A 26,019-nucleotide genomic window follows, 5' to 3' on the forward strand; every position below is an offset into this window, starting at 1 on the left:
AGCCCCAGCCTGCGACCGTTCGCCCCGCCGTTCGGCCGCTGCTCCGAAATCGCAACCGGTATGCATCGACCGGGCCCACGCTGTTCCCATCCCGGCAACACCCACCCGATGAAGGAGCAGACGATGAAGATCTTCCTGGCACTCTGGTACGCAATGAAGGCGCTGGCCCGGTTGGCGATGATCGGCATGGCGATGGCCGTGCTTGGCTCCGGTTCGGCCCATGCGGCGGCCGCCACAGGCACCGGCAAGGTGCAGGTCGAGGTGGTCGGCAAGGGCCGTCCGCTGCTGATGATTCCCGGTCTCAACAGCAGCGCCGAGGTCTGGCGCGAGACCTGCCTGGCGCTGAAGGACGTGCAGTGCCATCTGGCGCAGCTGCCGGGCTTTGCCGGCGCCACGCCCGCCGACCCGCGCCCGGCCGACTTCCTGCCGGCGATGCGTGGGCAGCTGCTGGCCTACCTGCATGACCGGCAGCTGGGCCCGGTGGTGGTGGTCGGGCACAGCCTGGGCGGCCTGCTGGGCCTGCAGATGGCGCAGGCCCAGCCGAAGGCGGTCAGCGCCCTGGTGGTGGTTGATGCATTGCCGTTCCTACCGGCGGCGCGCGACCCGAACGCCACCGCGAACAGCGTGCGGCCGATGGCCGACCAGCTGCGCAAGGGCATGCTCGCCGCCGACGCCGCGCAATGGCAGGCACAGTTGAAGGCGGGCCTGCCGGGCATGACCCGCGATCCGCAGCGGCAGGCCGAGCTGGGCGGCTGGGGCGAGAGCAGTGATCGCCAGACCACCGCCGACGCCATGCACGCGGTGATGACCACCGACCTGCGTGACAGCATCGCCTCGATCAGCGCGCCGACGCTGGTGCTGGGCAGCTGGGCCGGCTACCAGCCGATGGGGGGTACCGAGGAAAGCACCCGCGCCGTATTCCAGGCCCAGTACGCGAAACTGCAGGGCGTGCAGGTCGCGATGAGCGCGCAGGGGTTCCACTTCCTGATGTGGGATGATCCGCGCTGGCTGCAGGAGCAGGTGCAGGCCTTCCTCGACCGCCACCCCTGAGTTTCAACACGTCTCGGAATGGACATGCGGGATTCCTCTTCGTCGGTACGCTTCTGGCTGCTCAATGCACTGGTGTGGGCGCTCTACGGCGCTGCGGGCCTTGGCTTGCGGCATGCCTATCTCGCCGACGCCGGAAGTGCCGGTGTACTGATCACGGTCGGCCTGGCGGTGACCCTGTTCGGGTGCAGCGGCGGCATCCGCGCCTTGGCCCTGCGCGCCGGCTGGTGGTCGCGCGGTACCGTCGGGTTGCTGCTGCGACTGGCGCTGTCAGTGGCCGTGGGGGCCGCGCTGGCGCAGGCGTTGGTGAACATCGCGCTGCACGCAGCGCTGGCTTGGGGATGGGTAGGCATCGGGCGCCAGGTGGCCGACTTCAGCCCCAAGGCGCTGCTGCTCTACTGGTACACCACGGCGGTGATGCTGGCACTGTGGACCGCACTCTGGGCGAGCCTGCACAGCCTTCGCCGCATTCGCGGTGCCGAACTGGCGCGCCTGCGTGCCGAAGCCGAACGCAGTGCGCTGGAACGTGATGCGCTGCGTGCGCGGCTCAATCCGCACTTCATGTTCAATGCGCTGAACAATCTGCGCGCGCTGATCCTGGAGGATCCCGAACGCGCGCGCGACATGGTCACGCGGTTGTCGCGGACGCTGCGCCAGGCGCTGGCGCACAATCGCAGCGAGCAGGTCACGCTGGCCGAAGAACTGGCGGTGGTGGATGACTATCTGGCGATCGAGGGCATCCACTTCGAGCAGCGCCTGCAGGTAGCTCGGCACATCGATGCCGACGCCCTGCAGGCGCAGTTGCCGGCGATGGCGCTGCAGTTGCTGGTGGAAAATGCGATCAAGCACGGCATCGCCAGTCGTCCCGGCGGTGGCGGGATAGAGATCCGGGCCACGTTGGACGACGACGTGTTGCGCCTTCAGGTGGACAACCCGCTGGGCAACGCCAGCGAGCCCACCCACGGGCATGGTGTGGGTCTGGCCTATCTGCGTGCGCAGCTCGGTTCGCGTGGCCGTTTCACCCTGCAGCCGGTCGGCGACCGCATGCAGGCCCTGCTGGAGATTCCGCAATGAGTCGCGTACTGCGCGTGTTGATCGTCGATGATGCACGGTTGGCGCGGCAGGAGCTTCGCACGCTGTTGTCGGCGTTGCCCTGGGTGCAGTGCGTGGGCGAAGCCGACGATGTGCCCGCCGCGCGCGAGGCGATCGCCACGCTGGCGCCGGACCTGGTGCTGCTGGACGTGCAGATGCCCTCCGGCAGCGGTTTCGATGTGCTGGACGGTCTGGAAACGGTGCCGGCGGTGGTGTTCGTCACCGCTTACGACACCTATGCCGTGCGCGCGTTCCAGGCCAACGCGCTGGACTACCTGGTGAAGCCGGTGGAGGCGCCGCGGTTGCTCGAGGCGCTGGAGCGGGCACGTCAGCGCGAAGTGGCTTCAGCCGAGGCGCCAGAGTCGCGCGGCACGCTGGGCGCGCAGGACCAGGTGTTCGTGCGCGAGGGCGAACGCTGCTGGTTCGTCGCGGTCTCTGAGATCCGCCGGCTGGTGGTGGATGGCAACTACACGCGGCTGTGGTTCCGTGACCAGAACGCCTTGCTGACCCGCAGCCTGAGCGCGCTGGAAGCACGCCTGCCGCAGGATCTGTTCTTCCGTGCCAACCGCAACACCCTGGTCAACCTGCGCCGCATCCGTGGCGTAACGCCAAGCATTGCCGATGGCTACGACCTGACGCTGGACGACGGCAGTGAAGTGGACGTGTCGCGGCGGCAGGCGCGGGAACTGCGCGAGCGGATGGCGTTGTAGCGGTCGCTACAGCTCGGCGCTGACCGGGCTGGTGAGGAAGCCCCACAGCAGGCGTGCCATCACTGCTGGAGAACGCGCCTGCGAACGCGCATACACCAGCAACGCATCCAGCCGCGGGCGGTCGTAGAGATGGCCGGCCAGCAGCACCGCGTGGATGCGACGGGTGTTTGCGCTGTCCTGCAGCGGGTCGCCATCGAGGAGGACCAGATCGGCGGCCTTGCCGACCTCGACGCTGCCATGTGATGCCTGCAGCTGCAGATGGCGCGCGGCCTGCAGCGTGGCGGCACGCAGTACGTCGGCCCGGCTCATGCCGGCATGCCGCAGCCACTGCAGTTCATCGTGGTAGCGGAAGCCGCCCAGTCCGGTATCGGTGCCGACCAGCACGGTGACGCCGGCACGATGCGCGGCGCCGGTGAGCGCCAAGCCATGCGCGAAGTAGGCCTTCAGCGCGTCTTCGCCGCGCAACCCGGGGTAGCGACTTGCGGTTGCCTCCAGGTCGTCACGCCAGGCCCAGCGTGACAGTGGATCCAGGTAGGCCAGGCGTGGATCGTTGATGAAGGCGGGATCGCGTGCGCGCGCATCCTCCTCCCGGGTGACATGGGTCGGCACGAATGCTGCGCCGCTGGCCTGCATCAGGCCGAACGCTTCGTCGCAGAGCGCGGGCTGATGACCACTGACCATCCGTTCGGCCAGAGCGGTCGGGTCTTCGCCGTCGAGGGTGCCACCACGCCAGGCGGCTGCATGGTCGAAGCAATGCCGCACGAACAGATGGGCATGTTCGAAGCTGCGCTGGCCTGCCTGTACCGCGTCTTCCAGAGGCACCGCCCTTGGCAGGTGACCAACCAGTGGACGGTGAAGCTGCCGTGCTTCGGTGGCCAGCCGCTGGTAGGTATCCGCACGCAGCCGGTTGTAGACCTTCAGCGCGTGGACACCACGCGCGCTGTACGTGCGTGCCCGCAACGCGGCAGCCTCCGGCGAGAGCGACGGGTCCTCGAAATAGAAGCTGGCGACCTGTACGAAGCGTGGTGCGGCCTGTTGCCCTGCGATGGCCTGCCCGGTCCAGCGGCGCTTGTCGGCCACGCAGGCGATCAGCGGGTCGGTAGCCTGCGGGCAGTCCATCATGTCGCGGGTGCCGGTAATGCCATTGGCCAGCATCAGCGGGAACTGCAGTTGCGGTGACAGCTGCAGTGCATGGGTATGCATGTCCCAGAAGCCCGGCACCAGCCAGCGGCCGCCGGCATCGAGGATAGGCAGCGTCGTGTCGTGTGCATCATTGCCGATGGCGGTGATGATGCCGTTGCGCAGGGTGACGCTGGTCGGCTCGCCGGCAATGCCGTTGTGCACGTCCACCACCCGTACGTTGACGATCACGCGGCTGTTGCCGGGTTCGGGTAGCGGCGGTGCCGACAGTGGCCAGAGCAGGGCAGAGGCGAACAGCAATGGCGGCGCCAGCAGGAGGATGGCCAGTACGATCGGCCACCGCCGACGGCGGGCGGAACGGGGCAACGCGCGTGCTGCATCCATGAGCCGGCGATCCTTGTAATGGGTCGTCCGCAGGGTGCTGCAAGCTGGACGCGGGCGCCAGTGACCATCGGCATCCGGCCCGGCCTGCCTCCGTGGCGGTTACCCTGTGCGGTGGAACCCCTGATCACGCCCTGCCATGTCCATCGTCCTCACCGACTTCGCCCGTCCCCGCCTGTTCCCGCGCGTGCCGCGCGGCAACACCATCCAGGACTGCACTGCCGAGCAGTTCGAAGCCCACCTCAACGCGCATGCGCCGCTGAAGGTGCTCGATGGCTACGCACCCTTCTGCAAGCTGTTCGTCTACGAGAACTGGACCAGCACGCGCTGCCTGACGGTGCCGATCACCGAGGCCAACCGCCACCAGCTGCGCAGTGGCTACGAGGCGCGCAATCGTGACGAGCTGCCGGTGCTGGTGCGCTGGTTCGAAGGCGTGGAGTCCCCGCGTGCAAACTATCTGGTGGTGATCCTGTACAGCGCCGAGCAGCTGGCGAAGGAAGGTTCACCGATCGAAGCCGACTGGGGCATTGTCGGCTGCATCTACACCGCGGAACCGGAAGAAGTGCCGATGGCGCCGATCACGATGATGCGCAATGCGCTGGGGGTGGAGGAGGGCGGATCCGGCGTGCCGCTGGACCGCGAGGCCTACCGGCGCTCGGTCGCGTTCTGGGAGAGCAACGCCAACTGGCGGCCGTGATTGCGGGGGATGCACATCCACGCGGAGGGTCAGTAGAGCCACGCCATGCGTGGCTGCTTCACCGGCCGCTGGTCTTCCACTCCCACCACGGGTAGTGATACTCGCGGTCGATGGCCTGCCAGTGCTGGCCGCACTGGGTGCAGGCAACGGTATGGCAATCGCCCCAACCATCCTCGGCCTCCTGCAACGAGATCAGCTGCACCTGCCCTTGTTCGATCAGGCGACGCGGATCGAAGAACGGGTAGCCGGGATTGAGCACACACAGGCAGCCCTCGCGTGCCTGCCAGTAGCGCAATCGTTGCAGCGCGGCCTTGAGGTGGGCCTGGTTGCTGATCAGCATGCCGCCGAGCGCGATGCCTTGGCAGTGCTGTTCGATCAGGTCCGTATGCGCGGCCAATGCATCCAGCGAGGACGCGGTGAACAGCCGTGCGACCGTACGGGCGGCATCGGTGATGCGCTTGCCGTCGCGCGACAGCAGGTCCTGCAGCAACACGTCAGCCTGGGCATCCTCAAGCCGGAGCGACGGCGTTGCGGACCACGGCCAGCGCATCAACGCACCTTTCCGATTGCCGCGTAGTGGCCGGCGGTCAGCCGCAGCAGATCGGTGGGTGCCAGTTCGACTTCCAACCCACGGCGTCCGGCGCTGACATGCAGTGCGGGCAGCGCTTCGGCACTGGCATCCAGGAACGTGCGCAGGCGCTTCTTCTGCCCGAGTGGGCTGATGCCACCGACCAGGTAACCGGTCGCGCGCTGTGCGGCATCGGCGGCGGCCATCTCGCACTTCTTGCAGCCGGCCGCTTCGGCCAATGCCTTCAGGTCCAGCTGACCGGCTACCGGCACGATCGCCACCAGCAGTTCGTGCGCCTCGGTGCTGGCCAGCAGGGTCTTGAACACCTGGGCCGGGTCGAGGCCGAGCTTGTCGACGGCTTCGCCGCCATACGATTCGGCGTGGGCGTCGTGCACATAGCTGCGCACGGTGTGGGCGATCTTCTCGCGCTTGAGGAGGTTGATGGCCGGGGTCATGGGGGCATCGTAGCGCGTGCGGAACGCGGTGCCTTGACCGAGGCTACTGGGTGGATGGGTGATATGCGGTGGCACGCCAACGCAGAACGGGCGCCCGAAGGCGCCCGTTCCGTGTGCATCCGTTGCTGGGGTCAGAGCCCTTTCCTGCTGAAAGGGATCCGACCCCGGCACGATCAGTAGCGGTAGTGGTCCGGCTTGAACGGGCCTTCCACCGGCACGCCGATGTAGTCGGCCTGTTCCTGGCTCAGGGTGGTCAGCTTCACGCCGATCTTTTCCAGGTGCAGGCGGGCCACTTCTTCGTCCAGCTTCTTCGGCAGCAGGTAGACCTTCTTCTCGTAGCTGTCCTTGTTCGCCCACAGGTCGATCTGTGCCAGGGTCTGGTTGGCGAAGCTGTTGGACATCACGAAGCTCGGGTGGCCGGTGGCGCAGCCCAGGTTCACCAGGCGGCCTTCGGCCAGCAGGAAGATCGCATTGCCGTTCGGAAAGATGTACTTGTCCACCTGCGGCTTGATGTTGACGTGCTTGATGCCGGTGAACGACACCAGCGCATCGACCTGGATCTCGTTGTCGAAGTGGCCGATGTTGCAGACGATGGCCTGGTCCTTCATCGCGCTGAGGTGCTCGATGCGGATGATGTCCTTGTTGCCGGTGGTGGTGACGTACAGGTCGGCACGGCCCAGGGTCGATTCGATGGTGTTGACTTCATAGCCTTCCATCGCCGCCTGCAGGGCGCAGATCGGGTCGATCTCGGTGACGATCACGCGCGCGCCATAGGCACGCAGCGAGGCGGCGCAGCCCTTGCCCACGTCACCGTAGCCGCAGACCACGGCCACCTTGCCGGCCAGCATCACGTCCATCGCGCGCTTCAGGCCGTCGGCCAGCGACTCGCGGCAGCCGTACAGGTTGTCGAACTTGCTCTTGGTGACCGAGTCGTTGACGTTGATCGCCGGGATCAGCAGGGTGCCGGTCTGGGCCAGCTGGTACAGGCGGTGCACGCCGGTGGTGGTCTCTTCGGAGACGCCCTTCCAGTCCTTGACCACGCGGCCCCAGTAACCCGGGCGTTCCTTGGCGACGCGCTTGAGCAGGTTCTTGATGACCTGTTCTTCGTGCGAGGACGATGCGGTGTTGACCCAGTCGCTGCCGTTTTCCAGCTCGTAGCCCTTGTGGATCAGCAGGGTCACGTCACCGCCGTCGTCGACCACCAGCTCCGGGCCGGTCAGGGTGCCGTCGGCCAGGGTGAAGGTCAGCGCGTCCAGGGTGCAGTCCCAGTACTCTTCCAGGGTCTCGCCCTTCCAGGCGAAAACCGGCGTGCCGGTGGCGGCGATGGCCGCGGCAGCGTGGTCCTGGGTCGAGAAGATGTTGCACGAGGCCCAGCGCACGTCGGCGCCGATGTCCTTCAGGGTCTCGATCAGCACGGCGGTCTGGATGGTCATGTGCAGCGAGCCGGTCACGCGCACGCCCTTCAGCGGCAGGCTGGCGGCGTGCTTGCGACGGATCGACATCAGGCCCGGCATTTCGTGCTCGGCGATGTCCAGTTCCTTGCGGCCCCAGTCGGCCAGCGTGATGTCGCGGATCTTGTAATCACCTTCGGTGGAGAAGGTCTTGGCAACAGCGTTCATTCGTGTGCTCCGGTTGTGGGCGAGCGGATGCTCGCATCTAGCCGGGCGCCGTTGTTACAAAGCCACCTTACCGAGCCTGGCCGGGCCTCGTGGGATCCGGTCGCAGCGCCCCTCGGCAGGGGAGAACCCCCATTATATCGCGGCCCCAGCGTGACATCGGCATGACCCAACCATCGGCAGATGGGGCCACGTGCACGGCCTGTTAAGGTCGGTGTTTTCACGCATCACACAGGTGGAACGATGAGCATGCACGCGCGCCGCACACGGCGCTGGACCGGCCTGGTCCTGTCGATGGGGCTGCTGGCGGTGGCCCCGCTGGCCTGGGCGGCCGCCTCGCAGCCAGCTACGGCGCAGGCGCAGGGCGTCAATGGCTACGAACTGCCATCGGCCGCACTGCAGGCGGTGGTCGACGCCCCGCGCGCGCCGTCGCTGTTCCTGTCGCCGCGCCGCGACGTGGCCGCGATGATGCAGATGCCGTCGCTGCCGTCGATCCAGGTGGTGGCGCAGCCGGAACTGAAGCTGGCCGGCCTGCGCATCAACCCGCGCACGTTCTCCGACAGCCGCTTCAGCTTCGGCGAGAAGCTGTGGCTGATGAACGTGGCCGATGGCAAGGAACGGCAGATCAGTGGCCTGCCGGCCACGCTGTCGATCGCCAGTGTGATGTGGTCGCCGGACCAGAAGTGGCTGGCCTTCAACCAGGTCGACGCCGCCAGCGGGGCCAATGAACTGTGGCTGGTGGATGTGGCCGGTAGCAGTGCGCGCCGCCTGGTCGCCGGCCTGAACACGGTGATCGGCAGCGGCTACCAGTGGCTGCCGGACAGCCGCGGACTGGTGGTGTTCACCCGCCCGGCCAACCTGGGCGCGGCGCCGGCCGCCGACGGCATCCCGACCGGCCCGGCCGTGCAGCAGACCAGCCAGGGCGGCGGCGTGGTGTCGATCCGCACCTACCAGGACCTGCTGAAGAACGAGGCCGACGCGCGTCAGTTCGATTACTACGCCACCACCCAGCCGATGGAAGTCACTCTGGATGGCAAGACCCGCGCGATCGGCGCAGCCGGCATCTTCATGGGCTTCTCGGTGTCGCCGGATGGCCGCTTCGTGCTGCGCCAGCCGGTGCAGCGCCCGTACTCCTACGTGGTGCCGGTGGACAGCTTCCCGCGCCGCATTGAAGTGATCGACCGTGCCAGCGGCAAGCTGGTGCACACCGTGGCCGTGCGCCCGCTGGTGGAAGGCCTGCCAACCGGCAACGATGCCGAAGTAACCGGCGTGCGTGACATCCGCTGGCGCGGCGATGCCGATGCCACCCTGGTCTGGGCTGAAGCGCAGGACGGCGGCGACCCGAACAAGGAGGCCAAGGTGCGCGATGCGGTGCTGATGCAGGCCGCGCCGTTCGACAAGCCGCCGTTGACCCTGGCCCAGCTCGGCAGCCGCCTGGCCAGCATCAGCTGGGGCCGTGGCGACCTGGCCCTGCTGACCGAATCGTGGTGGAAGACCCGCAAGACCAGGACCTGGCTGATCGCCCCGGACAACGCCAGCGCCGAACCGCGCCTGCTGTGGGACCGCGATGCGCAGGACCGCTATGCCGACCCGGGTCGGGCGCTGCTGGCCAGCGACGAGCGCGGCCGCTCGCTGCTGCAGACCAGCCCGGATGGCAGCAGCCTGTACCTGGCCGGTGCCGGTGCTTCGCCGGAGGGTGACCGCCCGTTCGTCGACCGCTTCGACATTGCCAGTGGCAAGGCCACCCGCCTGTTCCACTCGCAGGCGCCGAGCTACTCGCTGCCGGTGGCGCTGCTGGACGACCAGGGCAGCTCGCTGCTGCTGAGCCGTGAGAGCCCGGACGAGCCGGCCAATTTCTACGTGCAGTCGCTGGCCGATGCCAGCACCGCGCCGCGCGCACTGACCCATTTCGCCCATCCGCTGCCGCAGCTGAAGGGCGTGCAGAAGGAGCAGATCCGCTACAAGCGCAAGGACGGCGTCGACCTGACCGCGACCCTGCTGCTGCCTCCGGGTTACGACCCCAAGCGCGACGGGCCGCGGCCGCTGCTGATGTGGGCCTACCCGGGCGAGTTCAAGAGCGCGGCCGCGGCCAGCCAGGTGACCGATTCGCCGTATCGCTTCAACGCGGTCAGCTATTGGGGCCCGCAGGCGTTCCTGGCCAAGGGCTACGTGGTGCTGGCCAGCCCGTCGATGCCGATCATCGGCGAGGGCGACAAGGAGCCGAACGACACCTACATCGAACAGCTGGTGGCCAATGCACAGGCGGCGGTGGATGAAGTGGTGCGCCGTGGCGTGACCGATCGCGAGCGCATCGCCATCGGTGGCCATTCCTACGGTGCGTTCATGACCGCCAACCTGCTGGCGCACACGCGCCTGTTCAAGGCCGGCATCGCGCGCAGTGGCGCCTACAACCGCACGCTCACTCCGTTCGGTTTCCAGGCCGAGGAACGCAACTACTGGCAGGCGCAGGATGTCTACCAGAAGATGGCCCCGTTCAACTACGCCGACAAGATCAAGGATCCGATCCTTTTCATCCACGGCGTGGACGACAACAACTCCGGCACCTTCCCGATCCAGAGCGAGCGCATGTTTGCCGCGGTGAAGGGCCTGGGTGGCACCGCGCGGCTGGTGATGCTGCCCAACGAATCGCACGCCTACCGCGCACGCGAATCGATCATGACGATGCTGGCCGAAAGCGAGCGCTGGCTGGAGCAGACCATCGGCCCGGCCGAGCAGGGCACGGCTAAGAAGAAGCGCTGATACCTGCATGAGGGCGGCCCCTGCAACGGGGGCCGCCTGTGCGGCTGCGCCGCCGCACGAGCATGGGCTCGGGCGCTACACGGGGTCACGCGCCATGATGGTTGTAGAGCCGAGCCCATGCTCGGCTGCGTCTGCCGTGGATACGTGCAGATGAAACCATTTTTGCATCGCAGCACGAGGCCCGATCTGGGATAGGCTTGGGGTCAGGATCCGTTGACCGAGGCCCGTGCGTCGCCGATGAACGAGTACCGCAGCAGCATCGAATTCGCTTCCCCCGATCTTCCCCTTCGCGATGACGTGCGCCGGCTTGGCGCGCTGGTCGGTGACCTGTTGGTCGAACAGGTGTCGGCCGCGTTTCTTGATGACGTCGAGGACGTGCGCACCCGCGCCATCGCCCGCCGCGAGAACCAGGCGCCGCTGTCCGAACTGGCGGAAGGCCTGGCCGGGCGCACTCCTCAGCAGGCCGAGACCATGGTGCGTGCATTCAGCACCTACTTCCAGGTGGTCAACATCGCCGAGCGCGTGCATCGCATCCGCCGCCGCCGCGACTACCAGCGTGCCGGTACCGCAGGGGCACAGCCCGATGGCCTGCAGGATGCGCTGCAGCACCTGAAGGCGCAGGGCGTGGGACTGGACGAGCTGGCGCAATGGTTGCCGCGCATCGACATCGAACCGGTGTTCACCGCGCACCCGACCGAAGCGGTGCGCCGCGCGCTGCTGGAGAAAGAGCAGTTGATGGTGGCCAGCCTGGTCGACAACCTCGACGGCCAGCGCACGCCGGGTGAGGCCGCCGCCGATGCCGCGCGCTTCCGCATGGCGCTGACCGCCTCGTGGCAGACCACTGATTCCTCGCCGGTGCGGCCCACCGTCGACGACGAACGCGAGCACGTCGGGTTCTATCTGGTGCAGGTGCTGTACCGGGTGATCCCGGTGCTGTACGAATCGCTGCAGCAGGCGCTGCGCGATACCTATGGGGAAGAACTGCCGTTGCCGCGCCTGCTGCGTTTCGGTACGTGGGTGGGCGGCGACATGGACGGCAATCCGAATGTGGATGCCCACACCATCCGCAACACGCTGGATGCGCAGCGGCAGGCCGTGCTGGGGCGCTACCAGAAGGAACTGCTGCAGCTGGCCAGCCTGCTCAGCCAGTCCACCGAGCGGGTGGGTGTCAGTGATGCGCTGCAGGCACGCGTGACGCATTACCAGCAGCTGCTGCCGCAGGTGCAGTCGCGGCCACGCCATGCCGACATGCCGTACCGCCTGCTCAACGACCGCATGCGCGCGCGCCTTCAGGCCACGCTGGATGATGGCGAAGGCAACTACGCTGGCCCGGACGAGCTGATCGAGGATCTGCAGCTGATCCTCGACAGCTTGCGTGCGAACCGTGGCGAACATGCCGGCGGCTTCGCCGTGCAGCGCCTGCTGTGGCGGGTGAAGACCTTCGGCTTCCATCTGGCACGGCTGGATGTGCGCCAGGAGTCGAGCGTGCATGCGCGCGCGCTTGCCGCCGTGCTGGGCGGCGAGGAGGCCTGGCAGGCGCTGGATGCGGTGGGCCGTGCGCGGCTGCTGGGCCCGCATGCCAGCGGTGAAGCGGCATTGCCCAACGGCGGCGACGAGGGCAACCAGCGGCTGGATGCGGTGTTCGCCGCACTGGCCGATGCCCGTGCGCGGCATGGTGGGGACGCATTGGGCAGCTACATCATCTCGATGGCACACGACCGCAGCGATGTATTGGCCGTGCTTGCGCTGGCACGCCGTGGCGGCCTGGTGGAAGAGAGTGGGGCGGTGCCGTTGGACATCGCCCCACTGTTCGAGACCGTGGATGACCTCAAGCGCGGCACCGCGACCCTGCGTGACCTGCTGGCCGACCCGATCTATCGCGCGCACCTGCAAGCACGCGACGAAGTGCAGATGGTGATGCTGGGCTATTCGGACAGCAGCAAGGATGGTGGCATTGCCGCTTCGCGCTGGGGCCTGCAGCGTGCGCAGGTGGAACTGCTGGAGGTGGCGGCCGAAGCTGGCATCCGATTGACCTTCTTCCATGGCCGTGGCGGCTCGATCAGCCGTGGTGGTGGCAAGACCACGCACGCGGTCGATGCATCGCCGCGCGGCAGCATCGATGGTCGCCTGCGGGTGACCGAACAGGGCGAGGTGATCCACCGCAAGTACGGTATCCGTGCGCTGGCCCTGCGCTCGCTGGAACAGGCCACCGGTGCAGTGCTGCGCGCCAGCCTTCGCCCGCGTGCCGCCGAGCCGCGCGAGGATGAGTGGCGACCGGTGATGGACGTGGTGGCTGCGGCCAGCAGCGAGGTCTACCGTGGCTTCGTCGGCCAGGCCGGCTTCATGGACTACTTCCGCACCGCCACGCCGATTGATGTGATCGAGCGGATGACACTGGGCTCGCGGCCGTCGCGCCGGCTCGGCCAGGACGCGGCGCTGGGCAACCTGCGCGCGATTCCCTGGGTATTTGCCTGGAGCCAGGCGCGCGCGGTCATCCCCGGCTGGTACGGCGTGGGCAGTGGCCTGCAGGCGGCGGTTGATGCCGGCCACGAACAGACCCTGCGCGATATGGCGCGTGACTGGCCGTTCTTCCGCACGTTCCTGGACGACATCGCGATGGTGCTGTCCAAGGGTGATATCACCATTGCCGAGCAGTTCTCGCTGTTGTCGGGTGAACTGCACGGGCGCTTCTTCCCGCAGGTGCAGCGCGAACTGGAACTCACCCGGCACTGGCTGCTGGCGTTGATGGACCAGAAGACGCTGCTGGACCACGATGCGCGATTGGCGCTGTCGATCCGCCTGCGCAATCCCTACGTCGATCCGATCAGCGTGTTGCAGGTGGACCTGCTGCAACGTTGGCGGGCCAGCGGGCGCGAAGACGATGACCTGCTGCGCGCGCTGGTGGCGTGCGTGAACGGCGTTTCGCAGGGCGTGCAGAACACGGGGTGACCTGACGTTGGTAGTGCCGGCCGCTGGCCGGCAACGTCATGATGTTCGGCAGCACACGGGGCGTTGCCGGCCAGCGGCCGGCACTACCTCATTCCTCCGGCGAAGGCGGGTTCGACGCCAGCAGTTCCAGATGGCGCTGTTCCATTTCCTGGCGCAGCTGGCGGCGGATCTGCGCGGCGGCCTGGCGGCGCTTCTCGTCGGAGGTGGCCGGCTGCAGGGGCGGTACCGGCGTCGGCCGGCCTTCCTCGTCCACCGCCACCATCGTGAAGAAGCAGCTGTTGGCATGGCGCACGCTGCGCTTGAGGATGTCCTCGGCCACCACCTTGATGCCGATCTCCATCGACGAGGTGCCCGTGTAGTTCACCGAGGCCAGGAAGGTGACCAGCTCGCCCACCGCGATCGGCTGGCGGAACATCACCTGGTCCACCGACAGGGTGACCACGTAGCTGCCGGCATAGCGGCTGGCACAGGCGTAGGCCACCTGGTCGAGCAGGCGCAGGATGGCGCCGCCGTGGACCTTGCCGGAGAAATTGGCCATCTCCGGCGACATCAGCACGGTCATGGACAGCTGGTGGGTTTTCAGTTCGGTCGACATGCACCGATTGTATCGGCGTGGCGTAGCTCTTGTAGAGCCGAGCCCATGCTCGGCTGCTCTTGGCGCAGGCAAAGGAAAGCCGAGCATGGGCTCGGCTCTACAAAAAGCAGAAGGGCCGCTTGCGCGGCCCTTCGTCTGTCTTACTTCAGCTTCGCGTCGGCGCGCAGGGCGGCGGCGCGGTCGGTCTTCTCCCAGGAGAAGGCCGTGGCGTTGACGGTCTCGCCTTCGCCGTTGAGGTAGCTGAATTCCTTCGGCTTGCGGCCGAAGTGGCCGTAGGCCGCGGTCTGCTGGTACATCGGGTGCACCAGGTCGAGCATCTTGATGATGCCGTACGGGCGCAGGTCGAAGTGCTTGCGGATCAGCTTCTCGATCTTGTCGTCGCTGATCTTGCCGGTGCCGAAGGTGGTGACCGAGATCGAGGTCGGCTCAGCCACGCCGATGGCGTAGGAGACCTGCACTTCGCAGCGGTCGGCCAGGCCGGCGGCAACCACGTTCTTGGCGACGTAGCGGGCCGCGTAGGCAGCCGAACGGTCGACCTTGGACGGGTCCTTGCCGGAGAAGGCGCCACCACCGTGACGGGCCCAGCCGCCGTAGGTGTCGACGATGATCTTGCGGCCGGTCAGGCCGCAGTCGCCCACCGGGCCACCGATCTCGAACTTGCCGGTCGGGTTGATGTGGAACTTGGTGCCCTTGTGCAGCCACTTGGCCGGCAGCACCGGCTTGATGATCTCTTCGCGGACGGCCTCGATGAGGTCCTTCTGCTTGATGCCCGGGGCATGCTGGGTCGACAGCACCACGGCGTCGATGGCCGAGACCACGCCGTTTTCATAGCGCAGGGTGACCTGGCTCTTGGCGTCCGGACGCAGCCACGACAGCGGCGAGTTCTTCTTCTTGCGGATCTTGGCCTGCTGCTCGACCAGGCGGTGCGACAGGTGGATCGCGGCCGGCATGTAGCTGTCGGTCTCGTTGGTGGCATAGCCGAACATCAGGCCCTGGTCGCCCGCGCCCATTTCTTCCGGCTTCTTGCGATCCACGCCCTGGGCGATGTGCGGCGACTGCTTGCCGATCAGGTTCAGCACGCCGCAGGTGGCGCCGTCGAAGCCGACGTCGGAGCTGTCGTAGCCGATGTCCGTGATGACCTTGCGGGTCAGCGCTTCCAGGTCGATCCAGGCGCTGGTGGTGATTTCACCGGCAACAATGGCAACACCGGTCTTGACCATGGTCTCGCAGGCCACGCGGGCGCGCTGGTCCTGGGTCAGGATCGCGTCCAGCACCGCATCGGAGATCTGGTCGGCAACCTTGTCCGGATGGCCTTCGGAGACCGACTCGGAGGTGAAGAGATAGCTGGACATCAGGCGTAATATCCCTTGATTCGGATGGAAAGATGGGCGCGCATGATACACGGGGTGCGCCGCCTGTGCATTGTGAACCTGTACCGGTTGCCGGTGGTTAAGCCCGCGTAGGCCCGGCAAGGGCCGTCCTGACGGGATTGGGCCCCAGCCTCGAGGCCCAGTGTTCCACCAGCGTGACAACGGGCGGGGTGGCCCGGGGGCCGGTTGCGGCCCCACCCCGGGCGGATCGACCGTCATCGTTCTGCCCCAGAACCGCCATCTGGCTGCCGTCTGCCGGGCGCAGGCTGTCGGCCAATCCGGCCGCCGGGCATGAGTGGATCTGCCATGCAGGAACTTGAACAGCGTCTCCAGCAACGCTTTCCCGATTGGTTCCATGGCCGTCGTGGCCAGCTGGCGCGGCCATTGCTGCGCAGCGTCGGGCGCTGGTCGCGGTTGGACCAGATCGAAGCTTTCCTGCAGCGCAGTGCAGGATTGCGCGGATTCGGCTTCGTTGCTGCCGGGCTGGAGTTCATCGATGGCCAGTACCAGGTGGATCCGGCCGCGCTGGCGAAGATCCCGGCCACGGGCCGCCTGCTGATTGTTGCCAATCATCCGTCCGGGGCGCTGGATGCACTGGCGCTGCTGGACGCGGTCGGCCGCATCCGCCGCGATGTTCGGATCGTGGCCAACGACCTGCTGGGAGCCATCGCGCCGCTGCAGGATCTGCTGCTGCCGGTGCGCATCCTTGGCGGCAAGGCCCAGCGTGGCAGCCTGCACGCCGTGGAGGAGGCGCTGGCGGCCGAGCAGTGCGTGATCGTATTCCCGGCTGGCGAGGTCTCACGCCTCTCGCTGCGCGGCATCCGCGACGGTCGCTGGCAGCGGGGGTTCGTGCGCTTTGCCCGCGCCGCCGGTGCGCCGGTGCTGCCGGTGCGGGTGGAGGCGCGCAACTCGGCGCTGTTCTATGGCGCCTCGACCCTGTTCAAGCCGGCCGGTACCGCGCTGCTGGCGCGCGAGATGTTCACCCGCCGTGGCCGTCCGCTGCGCCTGTGCATCGGTGAGCCGATGCAGCTGGGCAAGGGCGGTGACCCGGGCGCGCAGCTGTTGGCCGTGCGCCGCGCGCTGTATGCGCTGGGCCGTAATGGGGCGGCGGGCGATGCCGCTGCTGTTGCAGGTCCGGAGCCGCTGGCGTCGCCGGTACCACCTTCGCAGGTTGCCGCCGGCATTGCCGCAGCCACCCAGCTGGGCCAGACCGCTGACGGCAAGCAGATCCTGCTGGCGACCTGCAGCGCCGATTCACCGCTGCTGCTGGAACTGGGCCGCCTGCGCGAGCTGACCTTCCGCCAGGTAGGCGAGGGCACAGGGCGCAGCCGCGACCTGGACGATTACGATCCGCGGTACGAACACATCGTGATCTGGGACGCAGCCGCGCAGCGCATCGCCGGCGCCTACCGGATCATGCGCGGCGCCCAGGCACTGGCCCGGCACGGCCTGTTCGGGCTCTACAGCGCATCGTTGTTCCGCTATTCCGACGACGCCATCACCCACATCGCCGAAGGCCTGGAACTGGGCCGCAGCTTCGTGGTGCCCGATTACTGGGGCAGCCGCAGCCTGGACTACCTATGGCAGGGCATCGGCGCCTACCTGCAGTGCCGGCCCGGCATCCGCTACCTGTTCGGTGCGGTGTCGATCAGTGCGGCGCTGCCGCGCGATGCGCGCGAGCAGCTGGTGGCGTACTACCAGCGCTACTACAGTGGCACCGCCGGTCTGGCCGAGTCGAACCGGCCGTTCCAGTACTTCGCCGCGCCGCCGAGTTTCGGCGAACTGGATGCCGGTGCTGCGTTCGATGTACTGAAAGCCAACCTGGCTGCACTCGGCACCGGCGTGCCCACGCTGTACCGCCAGTACACCGATCTGTGCGAACCGGGGGGCGCACGCTTCCTCGCCTTTGGCGTGGATCCGGACTTCAGCGATTCGATCGATGGCCTGATCGAAGTGGACCTGTGCGCGATCCGGCCGAACAAGCGCAAACGCTACCTGCGCGACGCGGGGACGCCGGCATGAGCACGCTGGCGAACCTGTCGCCACACCGGCGCGCAGTGTTCGTCTCCGACGTGCACCTGGGGTCACGTCATTGCCATGCCACCGAGCTGGCAAGGTTCCTCTCGCAGCTGCGCTGCGAACGGCTGTACCTGGTCGGCGACATCATCGACCTGTGGTGGATGGCACATCGCCGTGCCAACTGGCGGCAGTCGCACAGCGAAGTCATCCAGGCCCTGCACGCGCTGCGCCGCGCAGGCACCGAGATCATCTACATCCCCGGCAACCACGATGCCTCGCTGCGCCAGGTGTGCGGACTGATGCTGCCGGCGATGCAGGTGCGCCGCCGCGCCATCCACGTGACCGCCGATGGCCGCCGGCTGCTGGTCGCGCACGGTGACGAGTACGACGGCGTGACCCACTTCGGTGGCCTGCAGGAAAAGTTCGGTGATTGGCTGTACTACCGCATCCTTACCGGCAACCAGGCATTGAACGCGGTGCGCCGCCAGCTTGGCATGCGCTACTGGTCGCTGTCGGAGTTCCTGAAGAAGCGCAGTGGGGCGGCCGAGCGCTACATCGAGCGTTTCGTGCAGGCCGGCCTGGACGACGTGCGCCGGCGCGGCCTGGACGGCATCGTCTGCGGGCATATCCACCGCGCTGCGCTGGTGGAACGCGATGGCCTGGTCTACGCGAACGACGGCGACTGGGTGGAAAGCCTGACCGCGCTGGCCGAAGACCACGACGGCGCGCTGCGCCTGCTGGACCACAACGGCCAGACGCTGGTGGCGTTGCCGGGCGCACGCCTGTCGCAGGCGGCGTAACCCGCGTCTGTCCTCTTGTAGCGCCGAGCCCATGCTCGGCTGCCGTTGCACGCAACGAAGAGCAGCCGAGGGCTCGGCTCTACATGCACCGCCCGCAAGCCGCTAGCATCGGGCCATGGATTCCCTGACCCAGATCGTACTCGGCGGCGCCGTCGCTGCTGCCATCGCTCCGCCCGGCCATCGCCGTGCGGCCCTGCTGGCCGGTGCCGCGCTCGGCACCCTGCCGGACCTCGACGCGCTGTGGCTCGGCTTCACCGCCACCGACCCGGTGGCGAACATGGTCGAGCACCGCAGTTTCAGCCATTCGTTGCTGGTGCTACCCTGGGTGGCGGCGCTGATCTGGTGGTTGTTCAAGCGCTTTGGCAATGGCAGGGTCGCGCAGTCACCGGCGCGCTGGTTCTGGGCGATCCAGCTGGCGCTGGTGACCCACCCGGTGCTGGATGCGTTCACTGTCTACGGCACCCAGCTGTGGTGGCCGCTGCGGCCGCATCCAACCGTGGGCTCCAGCGTCTTCATCATCGACCCTGCATACACGGTGTGGCTGCTGCTGGGCTGCGTGCTGGCCTGGTTCGGTCGTGCGCGCCCCTGGGTCGGCAAGGTGCTGGGGGCATCACTGCTGGTCAGCAGCGCATACCTGGGCTGGGGTCTGGTGGCCAAGGCGCAGGTCGACCGTGCCGCGCAGCAGAGCCTGGCCGCGATGGGCCTGGCCGATGCGCCGCGCTTCTCGGTGCCGATGCCGTTCAACACGCTGCTGTGGCGGGTGGTGGCGATGACGCCGAACGGCTACGTAGTGGGAGACCGCTCGCTGGTGGCCGATCATGGGCCGATGCAGTTCGAAGGCCATCCCTCCAACGTGCAGGCACTGCGCGAGGCGCAGGCGATTCCCGCGGTACAGCGCCTGCAGTGGTTCAATCGCGGCTTCATGCGTGCGCAGGTCGTTGACGGGCGCTTGGTGCTCAGTGATCTGCGCATGGGCCTGGAGCCGGATTACACCTTCAACTTCGTGGTGGCCGAGCAGGTGGACGGGCAGTGGCGGCCGATCGTGCCCGAACAGGTGCGTGCGGACTACAGCAGCCCGGGAGCACGCGCCGACGCCGGGCGCCGGCTTGCCGCGATGTGGCAGCGCATCTGGCATGAGCCGGCGGCTGCCGCGAGCGGTTCCGCGCACCCGTAGATCCGCGCCATGCGTGGATGGTGCGAACAACAGCCACGCATCGCGTGGCTCTACTGAGGAAGGCGGTTGAGCTTGATCGAACGGTTCAGTACCTGGCGCGGCACGTTGGCGATGTCAAAGCCAACGAACGCCAGCAGGAACTGCAGCCCCGAGATCAGCGCGACCATGGTGATCATGATCGTCCCTACCGGCGTGGCGACATCGGCCTGGGCCGACCGCACCCAGTGGTACATCCCGAACAGCCCCCCGAAGGCGAGCAGGCTGCTGCCGGCGATCAGCTCCAGCGACGCGATGCTGAGGTCGCGCAGGAAATAGTTGTAGGCAATGCGCTTGAGCGTGTTGCGCACGTGCTTGAAGGTGAACTCACCCAGGATGCGACCGATGCGCAGGTTGCTGGTTTCGTCGCCGTAGTGGGCATCCATCGCCACATCCTGCACGACCGCGCGCACGGTGTTCAGTCGGAACAGCATGTCGGTCTCGAAGAAATAGCGGTCGCTGACCGCCTCGAGCTTCAGGTGGCTGGCGACCTTGGCATGGATGGCGGTGTAGCCGTTGGTCGGATCGAACACCTGCCAGTACCCGGACGAAGCCTTGGTCATGAAGGACAGCAGCAGGTTGCCCAGGCGCCGCGCCGGGGGCATGCGGCGGATGTGGGTCAGGTTCCAGAATCGGTTGCCCTTGGTGTAGTCGGCATGGCCGTCGGCGATCGGCGCGACGAAGTCCATCAGCAGCGCCGGGTCCATCTGCCCATCGCCATCGACCTTCACCAGAATATCCATGCCATCTGCGATGGCCGCGCGGTACCCGGTCTTGATCGCGCCGCCGACGCCGAGGTTGTGCTGATGGAAAAGCACGGTGATGCGCGGGTCGTTCGCTTCGGCCTGGACCAGGCGGCCGCTGCCGTCGGGGCACGCATCATCCACGCAGTAGATCGCCGTTACCGCATCATCGATCGCCGCCAGCACGGACAGCACGTGGCGGGTCACTTTGTAGCAGGGGATGATCACGGCGATCCGTGCTGGCATCGATGCGGAGGGCGTGGTGGTGGTCATCGGATTCATCGGGCTGGAGTGGCCAGCAGGGGTTTTGCAGGCAGTTCCACCAGATCCCCCTGCAGCACCCGTGGCGCGTCGCCGTCAGGCGCTACGGTGATGTGGTGGTAGCGGTTGAAGGTGAAATTGAAGTCGTCGTCGGACATCGACGGGAAGTACCGGCGGAAGTAATCCATCTGTGGCAGGTACAGCACATGGTTCACGGCGGGAATGCCAACACCCGGCAGGAGGCCCCCGAACCCGCCGGGAGCCACCAGCACGCCTTCGGTCGTGGTGGCCGAGCCGCGGGCCTGCAGGGAGTGCAGGACGGCAGCGCGGTCCATCGCGAAGATCGGGCCGGCCTGCTGCACCGGATTGAACAGGCCGTTGCCCAGCAGGTTGGCCAGTGCGGCGGTAGCCAGGACCAGGCTGGCGGCATGCGCCGACAGCTTTGGGCGGCGGGCAGCAACGGCCAGCCCCGCCAGGCACAGGTAGGGAATGGCGTCGGCAGTGCTGTGCAGGCGGCTGAACTGGCCTTCACCGAACAGGAACTTGGCCAGGCTGCCGACCATCAGCAGCGCCGCCAGAAGCAGCAGGCGCCAGCGCTGCAGGCGCACGCCGCAGTGCACCAGGATCATCGCGCAGGCGATGTTGAGCAACAGGCCGAAGGCCAGCAGTGCGCGCGCGGGGGGCACCATCGACAGAGTGGTCAGCTTGCCAACCACGGCAGGCACAGGCAGGAAGATCCAGCAGGCGATGAACAGCAGCCCGGCGGCCAGGATCAGCAGGGAGCTGCGGTGGCTTTTCGCCCATTCGCGCAGCCGTGCGCCATCGGCCAGCACCAGGGTGAACAGCGGCAGCAGGCTGCCCAGCACCGCGATCTCGCAATCGTTGGACGCCTTGAACAACGGCAGCGGGGCGAACCGGTAGGTCATCAGGTTCGGGAAGAGGTGCGCGAGCAGGCTGGTCAGGCCGACACCGCCACCGGCGCTCTGGCGCTGGCCGGGGTACACCGTGTTGCGCACGATCGGGATGATGTCGTGGAAGTAGCCGACGAACACCGCCAGTGCGATCGCGCCGGCGATGGCGGCATCGACCAGACGTACTACGGTGATGGCATCGCGCCGGACCGCCAGCACCAGCACCGCCAGGGCCAGCACCGAGGAAATGATGAAAGGCGGGTAGGACACTGCGATCAGCCACGCCGCCAGTGCATAGGCGCTGGCCACGATGCGCAGCGCGCGATGGCCGATGCCCAGCCATGCCACCGCAGCCCAGGGGGCCAGCGCGAAGGCACCGGCATTGCTGGTCCACCAGACCTGCACGAACGGCGCGAAGAACAGCGTGGTCGAAACCAGCACTGCGGCTAGTGCCGGCATCCGCAGTTGGCGCAGGAGCAGGGCCCATCCGCTCAGGAAGGCCATGGCCATGAACATGAAGAAGAACGAGTAGGCATTCGCTGCAGGCAGCACGAAGAACGCCCAGTGGTACGGCTTGAACAGCAGCCCCCAGTCCAGCAGCGGCAGCGCCTGGAAGGTGCGCAGTGACTCGTGGTACGCCGAGTGCGCATTGACCTGCCCGAAGTCGTTGTTGACCGCGATCTGGATGTACGGCGTGAACACCATCCATTCGTCGGTACGGATGTAGCGGGCGGTACCGAGCAGCGGCTGCTGCGGGGCCAGGCCGAGGTACTCGTAGGCCAGCGAGTAGGAAGACGGCGTCAGTGCGAGCGCGACATACAGGATGCACAGCAGCACCATGATCCCGGCAAGCAGGCGAACCTGGCCAGGGCGAAGCCCGCCCGTCTGGCCCGGGTTCTGGGCAGGGAAAGGCGTTCGGCCGTTGTCGTTCATCATGCTCCCGCAGGTCAGGTCCATCCGCGCGCGACAGGCTCACGCACCGATGCTCTGCTGCCGCACGGGGGGGAGGCCCCGGCACGCGCCGTTCCGAGGCCGGGACTGCAGGATTCTAGCCGGTTGCCATCGCAGCCGCTGGCCGCCCTCGGGTGAGAGCAGGCCTCAATACACCGTGGCGCGGCCCTGCACGAACGAGTAGAAGAACACCGCGTTCGGGTCGTTCTGCACCAGCCGGAATTCGCGGCGCATGCCTTCCACGGTCTCCTCGTCCACCGAACCGGCCTGCAGCAGCTGGTCGGCTGCCGAGAGCAGCAGCTGCTCCCAGAACGCGATCATTGTCTTGCGACGCGCCGGTTCACGGTTGTCCAGGTGGATGGTCTTGATCTCGGTGTGCACGTCGCGGAAGCCACCGGCCAGCAGCAGGTTGCCCAGCTTGGCGCCGACGAACGGGTCGCCCCCATGGTCGTACTGGAAATCGTTGAAGGCCATCCAGTAGCGCCAGATATGCGGCGAATACGGGTCGAGCAGGAACGAGGCGTTCATCACCTCGGTGATGTAGACCGGCGACCCCGGGGCCAGCACGCGGCGCACTTCACTCAACACGCGTGCCGGTGACGGAACGTGTTCCAGCACCCAGCACAGGAACGCCGAATCGAAGCTGCGCGCCTCGAAGGGCAGTTCGCCGGCGTCAGCCTGTTGCAGGGTGTAGCGGTCGCTGCACCATGGTGTGCGCGACAGGTTCTCGCGTGCAGTCTCCAGCTGGGTCTCGCTCAGGTCCACGCCGGTCACGTGCAGTTCCGGGAAGCGGCGCAGCAGGATCTCGGTCTGCGCACCCACGCCGCTGCCGACTTCCAGCAGGCGTCGCGCGCCGCTGTAGTCGATCTGGCCGAAGATGCTCGATTCCAGCAGGCGCGCCTGGGTCATCAGGCGCTGCTGCTCGGTACCGGAGAACCCGTGCAGGTAGGTCGGGGAGGAGATCGGCGGGGTCATGACGGCGGGCTCTTGTAGCGTCGAGCTGGCTCGACTGTTCGGAAACGCGGGGCTGGCGGCTCAGGCCGCCGAAGGCAGCGCCGGTTCCCCGGCGATCAGGCGGTCGAAGTACTCGGTGGTCAGTGCGATCTGGCTCTGCGGATCTTCGGCACGGTTGACCACTGCGCGGAAAGCGGCGTTCTCTGGCCGGTCCTTGGCATACCAGCCCAGGTGCTTGCGCGCGATGCGCACGCCCTGGGGCTCGCCATAGAACGCATGCAGTGCGTGCAGGTGGCCAAGCAGGATGTCGCGTACTTCCGCCAGTGAAGGTGGTGGAAGTTCCTCGCCGGTGGCCAGGTAGTGCGCCACCTCGCGGAAGATCCACGGCCGGCCCTGCGCCGAGCGGCCGATCATCACCGCGTCCACGCCGGTTTCCTTCAGGACGTAGGCGGCCTTCTGCGGCGAATCGATATCGCCGTTGGCGATCACCGGAATGCGCAGCGCGGCCTTGATCTCGGCGATGGTGCCGTACTCGGCCTGGCCGGTGTAGTGCTGGTCGCGGGTGCGGCCATGTACGGCCAGCGCCGCGATGCCGCTGTCCTCGGCGATGCGCGCGATCAGCGGGCCATTGCGATGGTCGCAGTCCCAGCCAGTGCGGATCTTCAGCGTGACCGGCACGTCCACCGCGTTGACCACGGCCTCGAGGATGCGCGCCACCAGCTGCTCGTCGCGCATCAGTGCCGAACCGGCCCAGGCGTTGCACACCTTCTTGGCCGGGCAGCCCATGTTGATGTCGATGATCTGCGCGCCGTGGTCGACGTTGTAGCGCGCGGCCTCGGCCAGCTGCTGCGGCTCGGTGCCGGCGATCTGCACGCTGATCGGGGCCGGCTCGCCGTCATGGTCCATGCGGTGGATCGACTTGCGCGTGTTCCAGAAGCGCGGATCGCTGATGGTCATTTCCGAGGCGGCCAGCCCCGCGCCCAGCCGTTTGCACAGCAGGCGGAAGGGCTTGTCGGTGACGCCGGCCATGGGCGCCAGCACGACGTTGGGGGCAATGGTGTACGGGCCGATCTGCATGCGCCCATTGTAGGGCGCGGGCGGCGGTACGGCCGTGTCGGGCGCGGTCCGGTTCAGGCCGATCGGCACCGACCTCATGCCTTACCGGCATCAGCAGATGCTTGACGGTTGCTTCCGCCGCCCCCAAGGGCGGGCGATGGTAGGCGGCTACCCCAGGCTCTGCCAGGCCTGGCGGGTGCCCAGCGCGAAGGCCAGCCCCAGGCTGAGGCACACCAGTGAACTGACGACCCAGAAGCGCCGGCCGTTGTAGCCGGGGTGGAACAGCGCCAGCGCGAAGCCCATCGCCGCGCGCAGCAGCAACAGCAGGGTGATGCCCGACAGGACCATGCGATTGGCCGGCAGCGGCGAATGCCAGCCTGCGGCTGCGAGTGCGTACAGTGTCCAGGCCACCAGCACGGCCGTAATGCCGGCTGTCATCAGCGGCGGCCACCAGTGCCCCGCATGCGCCAGCCGGACCATGCGCTGGCCGGCACCGAAGGACCTGTACCAAGGGGCGCCAAAGGCGATGCAGCCGATATGCAGCAGGGCCGCAATGGCACTGCCGGCGGCCGCGACCAGCAACCAGGGGAATCCGTCCATCTCCTGCCCGTGCGAGGAAGCTGCGCGGATGGTGGGCGAGGGGCAGGGTGTGGGCAATGTGACAGGCGGTCGCAGGGGCTGGGAAACGGGCAAAAGAAAGGCCCGGGTGCCTGCACACCCGGGCCCTCTCATCCACGCATGGCGTGGAATTACTTTGCTTCGGCGTCGGACGGGGTGAAACGCGGCATTGCCGCAGCGGCGCCTTCCTTCTCGGTCGAACGACCGGCGAACTGGTTGGCGAAGCGCACGTGGCGGGCGAACGGGGCGTCGGCCACCTGCGCCAGCGACGCGGCCAGCGCACCGTTGAAGGCGTCACCGGCACCGGTGGTGTCGATGGCCTGCACCTGTTCGGCACCGACACGGTAGTACGGCTGGGTATCGCCGCGCAGGTTCTCGTCGGCATGTGAGACGAACACGCCCACCGAACCCAGGGTCACCACCACCGTGCCGTTGCCGACCAGCTTGCGGCACAGCGCATGCAGGCTGGCGCCATCCAGTGCGGCCACGTCGTTGGCATCCACGCGCTCGCCGACATGGCGGCCGAGCAGGGCGGCGAACTCGGTCTCGTTCGGGGTGATCACATCGGCCAGCTTGAGCAGGCCGATGGTCGAGGGGGCGTCGGCCGGTGCGGTGTTGAGCACCGTGGTGACGCCGGCCTCGCGTGCCGTGGCCAGCGCCGCTTCAATCGTCTGCACCGGCGATTCCAGCTGCACCAGCACCACCTTGGCGCCGGTCAGCAGCGCCTGCTGCTGTTGCAGGAAGTCGGTGCTGAGCGCGGCGTTGGCGCCCGGGCCGATCACGATGGTGTTGCGGCCGCGCGCGTCCACATAGATGCCGGCGGTGCCGGTCGGCTCGCTGCTGGCTTCGGCGATCAGGCCGAAACCATCCTGCGCGGCCAGTTCACGCGCGGTGGCGCCACCGGCGTCATCGCCCAGCGCGCACACGAAGTGCGTCTCGGCGCCGGCGCGGCAGGCGGCCACGGCCTGGTTGAAGCCCTTGCCACCCGGGCCGGTGCTGTAGCGGCCGGCAATGGTCGCGCCCGGTGCCGGCAGTGATTCGCACCGCCACACGTGATCGACATTGAAGGAACCGACGACAACGACACTGCTGCTCATAGGGAATCTTTTCTCAACC

At 67.5% G+C, this 26,019-nt stretch carries 21 protein-coding genes and 1 riboswitch; of the genes, 9 read left to right on the plus strand and 12 right to left on the minus strand.

Annotated features, from left to right (window positions below; translation table 11 throughout):
- The first annotated feature begins 123 nt into the window (after positions 1-123).
- The 3 genes from AASM09_RS03440 to AASM09_RS03450 are packed head-to-tail and all read left to right on the plus strand — an operon-like array spanning position 124 to position 2,849.
- A complete protein-coding gene (locus AASM09_RS03440; protein ID WP_049428892.1) occupies positions 124-1,050 on the plus strand; it encodes an alpha/beta fold hydrolase in 927 nt (308 codons plus the stop codon).
- Positions 1,051-1,074: 24 nt separating this feature from the next.
- Positions 1,075-2,121 carry a sensor histidine kinase gene (locus AASM09_RS03445; RefSeq protein WP_049428921.1) on the plus strand — a complete coding sequence of 349 codons (1,047 nt, stop codon included), beginning with the start codon at positions 1,075-1,077 and terminating at the stop codon, positions 2,119-2,121.
- Positions 2,118-2,849 (plus strand): LytR/AlgR family response regulator transcription factor, encoded by a 732-nt coding sequence (locus tag AASM09_RS03450; RefSeq protein WP_049428891.1) that lies wholly within the window; start codon positions 2,118-2,120, stop codon positions 2,847-2,849. The genes AASM09_RS03445 and AASM09_RS03450 overlap by 4 nt, the downstream gene beginning before the upstream one ends.
- 6 nt (positions 2,850-2,855) lie before the next feature.
- Here AASM09_RS03450 and AASM09_RS03455 read toward each other — a convergent pair whose 3' ends face one another.
- Positions 2,856-4,373 carry an amidohydrolase family protein gene (locus AASM09_RS03455; protein ID WP_049428890.1) on the minus strand — a complete coding sequence of 506 codons (1,518 nt, stop codon included), beginning with the start codon at positions 4,371-4,373 and terminating at the stop codon, positions 2,856-2,858.
- A 136-nt stretch (positions 4,374-4,509) separates the two neighbouring features.
- Between AASM09_RS03455 and AASM09_RS03460 the strand changes: the two genes are divergently transcribed.
- On the plus strand, positions 4,510-5,067 hold the full coding sequence (locus tag AASM09_RS03460; RefSeq protein ID WP_100443767.1) for a DUF3228 family protein: 558 nt from the start codon (positions 4,510-4,512) through the stop codon (positions 5,065-5,067).
- A 58-nt stretch (positions 5,068-5,125) separates the two neighbouring features.
- Here AASM09_RS03460 and AASM09_RS03465 read toward each other — a convergent pair whose 3' ends face one another.
- The 3 genes from AASM09_RS03465 to ahcY form a co-directional block, all read right to left on the minus strand.
- The gene (locus AASM09_RS03465; RefSeq protein WP_049428888.1) at positions 5,126-5,617 is read right to left on the minus strand and encodes a hypothetical protein; all 492 of its coding nucleotides are present in this window, start codon (positions 5,615-5,617) and stop codon (positions 5,126-5,128) included.
- A complete protein-coding gene (ybaK, locus tag AASM09_RS03470; RefSeq protein WP_049428887.1) occupies positions 5,617-6,090 on the minus strand; it encodes a Cys-tRNA(Pro) deacylase in 474 nt (157 codons plus the stop codon). The genes AASM09_RS03465 and ybaK overlap by 1 nt, the downstream gene beginning before the upstream one ends.
- A gap of 173 nt (positions 6,091-6,263) precedes the next feature.
- Positions 6,264-7,709, minus strand: coding sequence for an adenosylhomocysteinase (gene ahcY, locus AASM09_RS03475; protein WP_049428886.1), 1,446 nt, complete (start codon positions 7,707-7,709; stop codon positions 6,264-6,266).
- A gap of 36 nt (positions 7,710-7,745) precedes the next feature.
- Positions 7,746-7,829: riboswitch (S-adenosyl-L-homocysteine riboswitch) on the minus strand.
- 120 nt (positions 7,830-7,949) lie between these two features.
- Here ahcY and AASM09_RS03480 point away from each other — a divergent pair.
- Positions 7,950-10,466 (plus strand): S9 family peptidase, encoded by a 2,517-nt coding sequence (locus AASM09_RS03480; protein WP_049428885.1) that lies wholly within the window; start codon positions 7,950-7,952, stop codon positions 10,464-10,466.
- 237 nt (positions 10,467-10,703) lie between these two features.
- Entirely contained in the window at positions 10,704-13,415 is a 2,712-nt protein-coding gene (gene ppc, locus AASM09_RS03485) for a phosphoenolpyruvate carboxylase (RefSeq protein ID WP_049428884.1), read from the plus strand.
- Between the two features lie 88 nt (positions 13,416-13,503).
- Here the strand turns inward: ppc and AASM09_RS03490 are convergent, their stop codons facing one another.
- On the minus strand, positions 13,504-14,010 hold the full coding sequence (locus AASM09_RS03490; RefSeq protein ID WP_005415314.1) for an acyl-CoA thioesterase: 507 nt from the start codon (positions 14,008-14,010) through the stop codon (positions 13,504-13,506).
- Positions 14,011-14,150: 140 nt separating this feature from the next.
- Positions 14,151-15,362 carry a methionine adenosyltransferase gene (gene metK, locus AASM09_RS03495; protein ID WP_010481882.1) on the minus strand — a complete coding sequence of 404 codons (1,212 nt, stop codon included), beginning with the start codon at positions 15,360-15,362 and terminating at the stop codon, positions 14,151-14,153.
- Between the two features lie 324 nt (positions 15,363-15,686).
- On the opposite strand from metK, the gene AASM09_RS03500 reads away from it, so the two are divergent.
- The 3 genes from AASM09_RS03500 to AASM09_RS03510 all read left to right on the plus strand — a co-directional run bounded on the left by AASM09_RS03500 (position 15,687) and on the right by AASM09_RS03510 (position 19,373).
- Positions 15,687-17,402, plus strand: coding sequence for a lysophospholipid acyltransferase family protein (locus tag AASM09_RS03500; protein WP_049428881.1), 1,716 nt, complete (start codon positions 15,687-15,689; stop codon positions 17,400-17,402).
- Positions 17,399-18,199: a UDP-2,3-diacylglucosamine diphosphatase gene (locus AASM09_RS03505; protein WP_049428879.1), complete on the plus strand. Its 801-nt coding sequence runs from the start codon at positions 17,399-17,401 to the stop codon at positions 18,197-18,199. The genes AASM09_RS03500 and AASM09_RS03505 overlap by 4 nt, the downstream gene beginning before the upstream one ends.
- Positions 18,200-18,314: 115 nt before the next feature.
- Positions 18,315-19,373, plus strand: a complete 1,059-nt coding sequence (locus AASM09_RS03510) for a metal-dependent hydrolase (RefSeq protein WP_049428878.1) — start codon at positions 18,315-18,317, stop codon at positions 19,371-19,373.
- A 50-nt stretch (positions 19,374-19,423) separates the two neighbouring features.
- Here AASM09_RS03510 and AASM09_RS03515 read toward each other — a convergent pair whose 3' ends face one another.
- From AASM09_RS03515 to AASM09_RS03540, 6 genes are all read right to left on the minus strand, one after another.
- On the minus strand, positions 19,424-20,434 hold the full coding sequence (locus tag AASM09_RS03515) for a glycosyltransferase family 2 protein (protein ID WP_049428876.1): 1,011 nt from the start codon (positions 20,432-20,434) through the stop codon (positions 19,424-19,426).
- Positions 20,431-22,164 (minus strand): DUF3292 domain-containing protein, encoded by a 1,734-nt coding sequence (locus tag AASM09_RS03520; RefSeq protein WP_238378718.1) that lies wholly within the window; start codon positions 22,162-22,164, stop codon positions 20,431-20,433. The genes AASM09_RS03515 and AASM09_RS03520 overlap by 4 nt, the downstream gene beginning before the upstream one ends.
- A gap of 258 nt (positions 22,165-22,422) precedes the next feature.
- Entirely contained in the window at positions 22,423-23,250 is an 828-nt protein-coding gene (locus tag AASM09_RS03525) for a class I SAM-dependent methyltransferase (protein ID WP_049428873.1), read from the minus strand.
- Positions 23,251-23,310: 60 nt separating this feature from the next.
- On the minus strand, positions 23,311-24,306 hold the full coding sequence (gene dusB, locus AASM09_RS03530; protein WP_049428920.1) for a tRNA dihydrouridine synthase DusB: 996 nt from the start codon (positions 24,304-24,306) through the stop codon (positions 23,311-23,313).
- A 147-nt stretch (positions 24,307-24,453) separates the two neighbouring features.
- Positions 24,454-24,885: a hypothetical protein gene (locus AASM09_RS03535; RefSeq protein ID WP_049428872.1), complete on the minus strand. Its 432-nt coding sequence runs from the start codon at positions 24,883-24,885 to the stop codon at positions 24,454-24,456.
- Positions 24,886-25,034: 149 nt separating this feature from the next.
- On the minus strand, positions 25,035-26,000 hold the full coding sequence (locus tag AASM09_RS03540; protein ID WP_049428870.1) for a ribokinase: 966 nt from the start codon (positions 25,998-26,000) through the stop codon (positions 25,035-25,037).
- Positions 26,001-26,019 lie beyond the last annotated feature (19 nt).

Source organism: Stenotrophomonas maltophilia (assembly GCF_039555535.1).
GTDB lineage: Bacteria > Pseudomonadota > Gammaproteobacteria > Xanthomonadales > Xanthomonadaceae > Stenotrophomonas > Stenotrophomonas maltophilia_Q.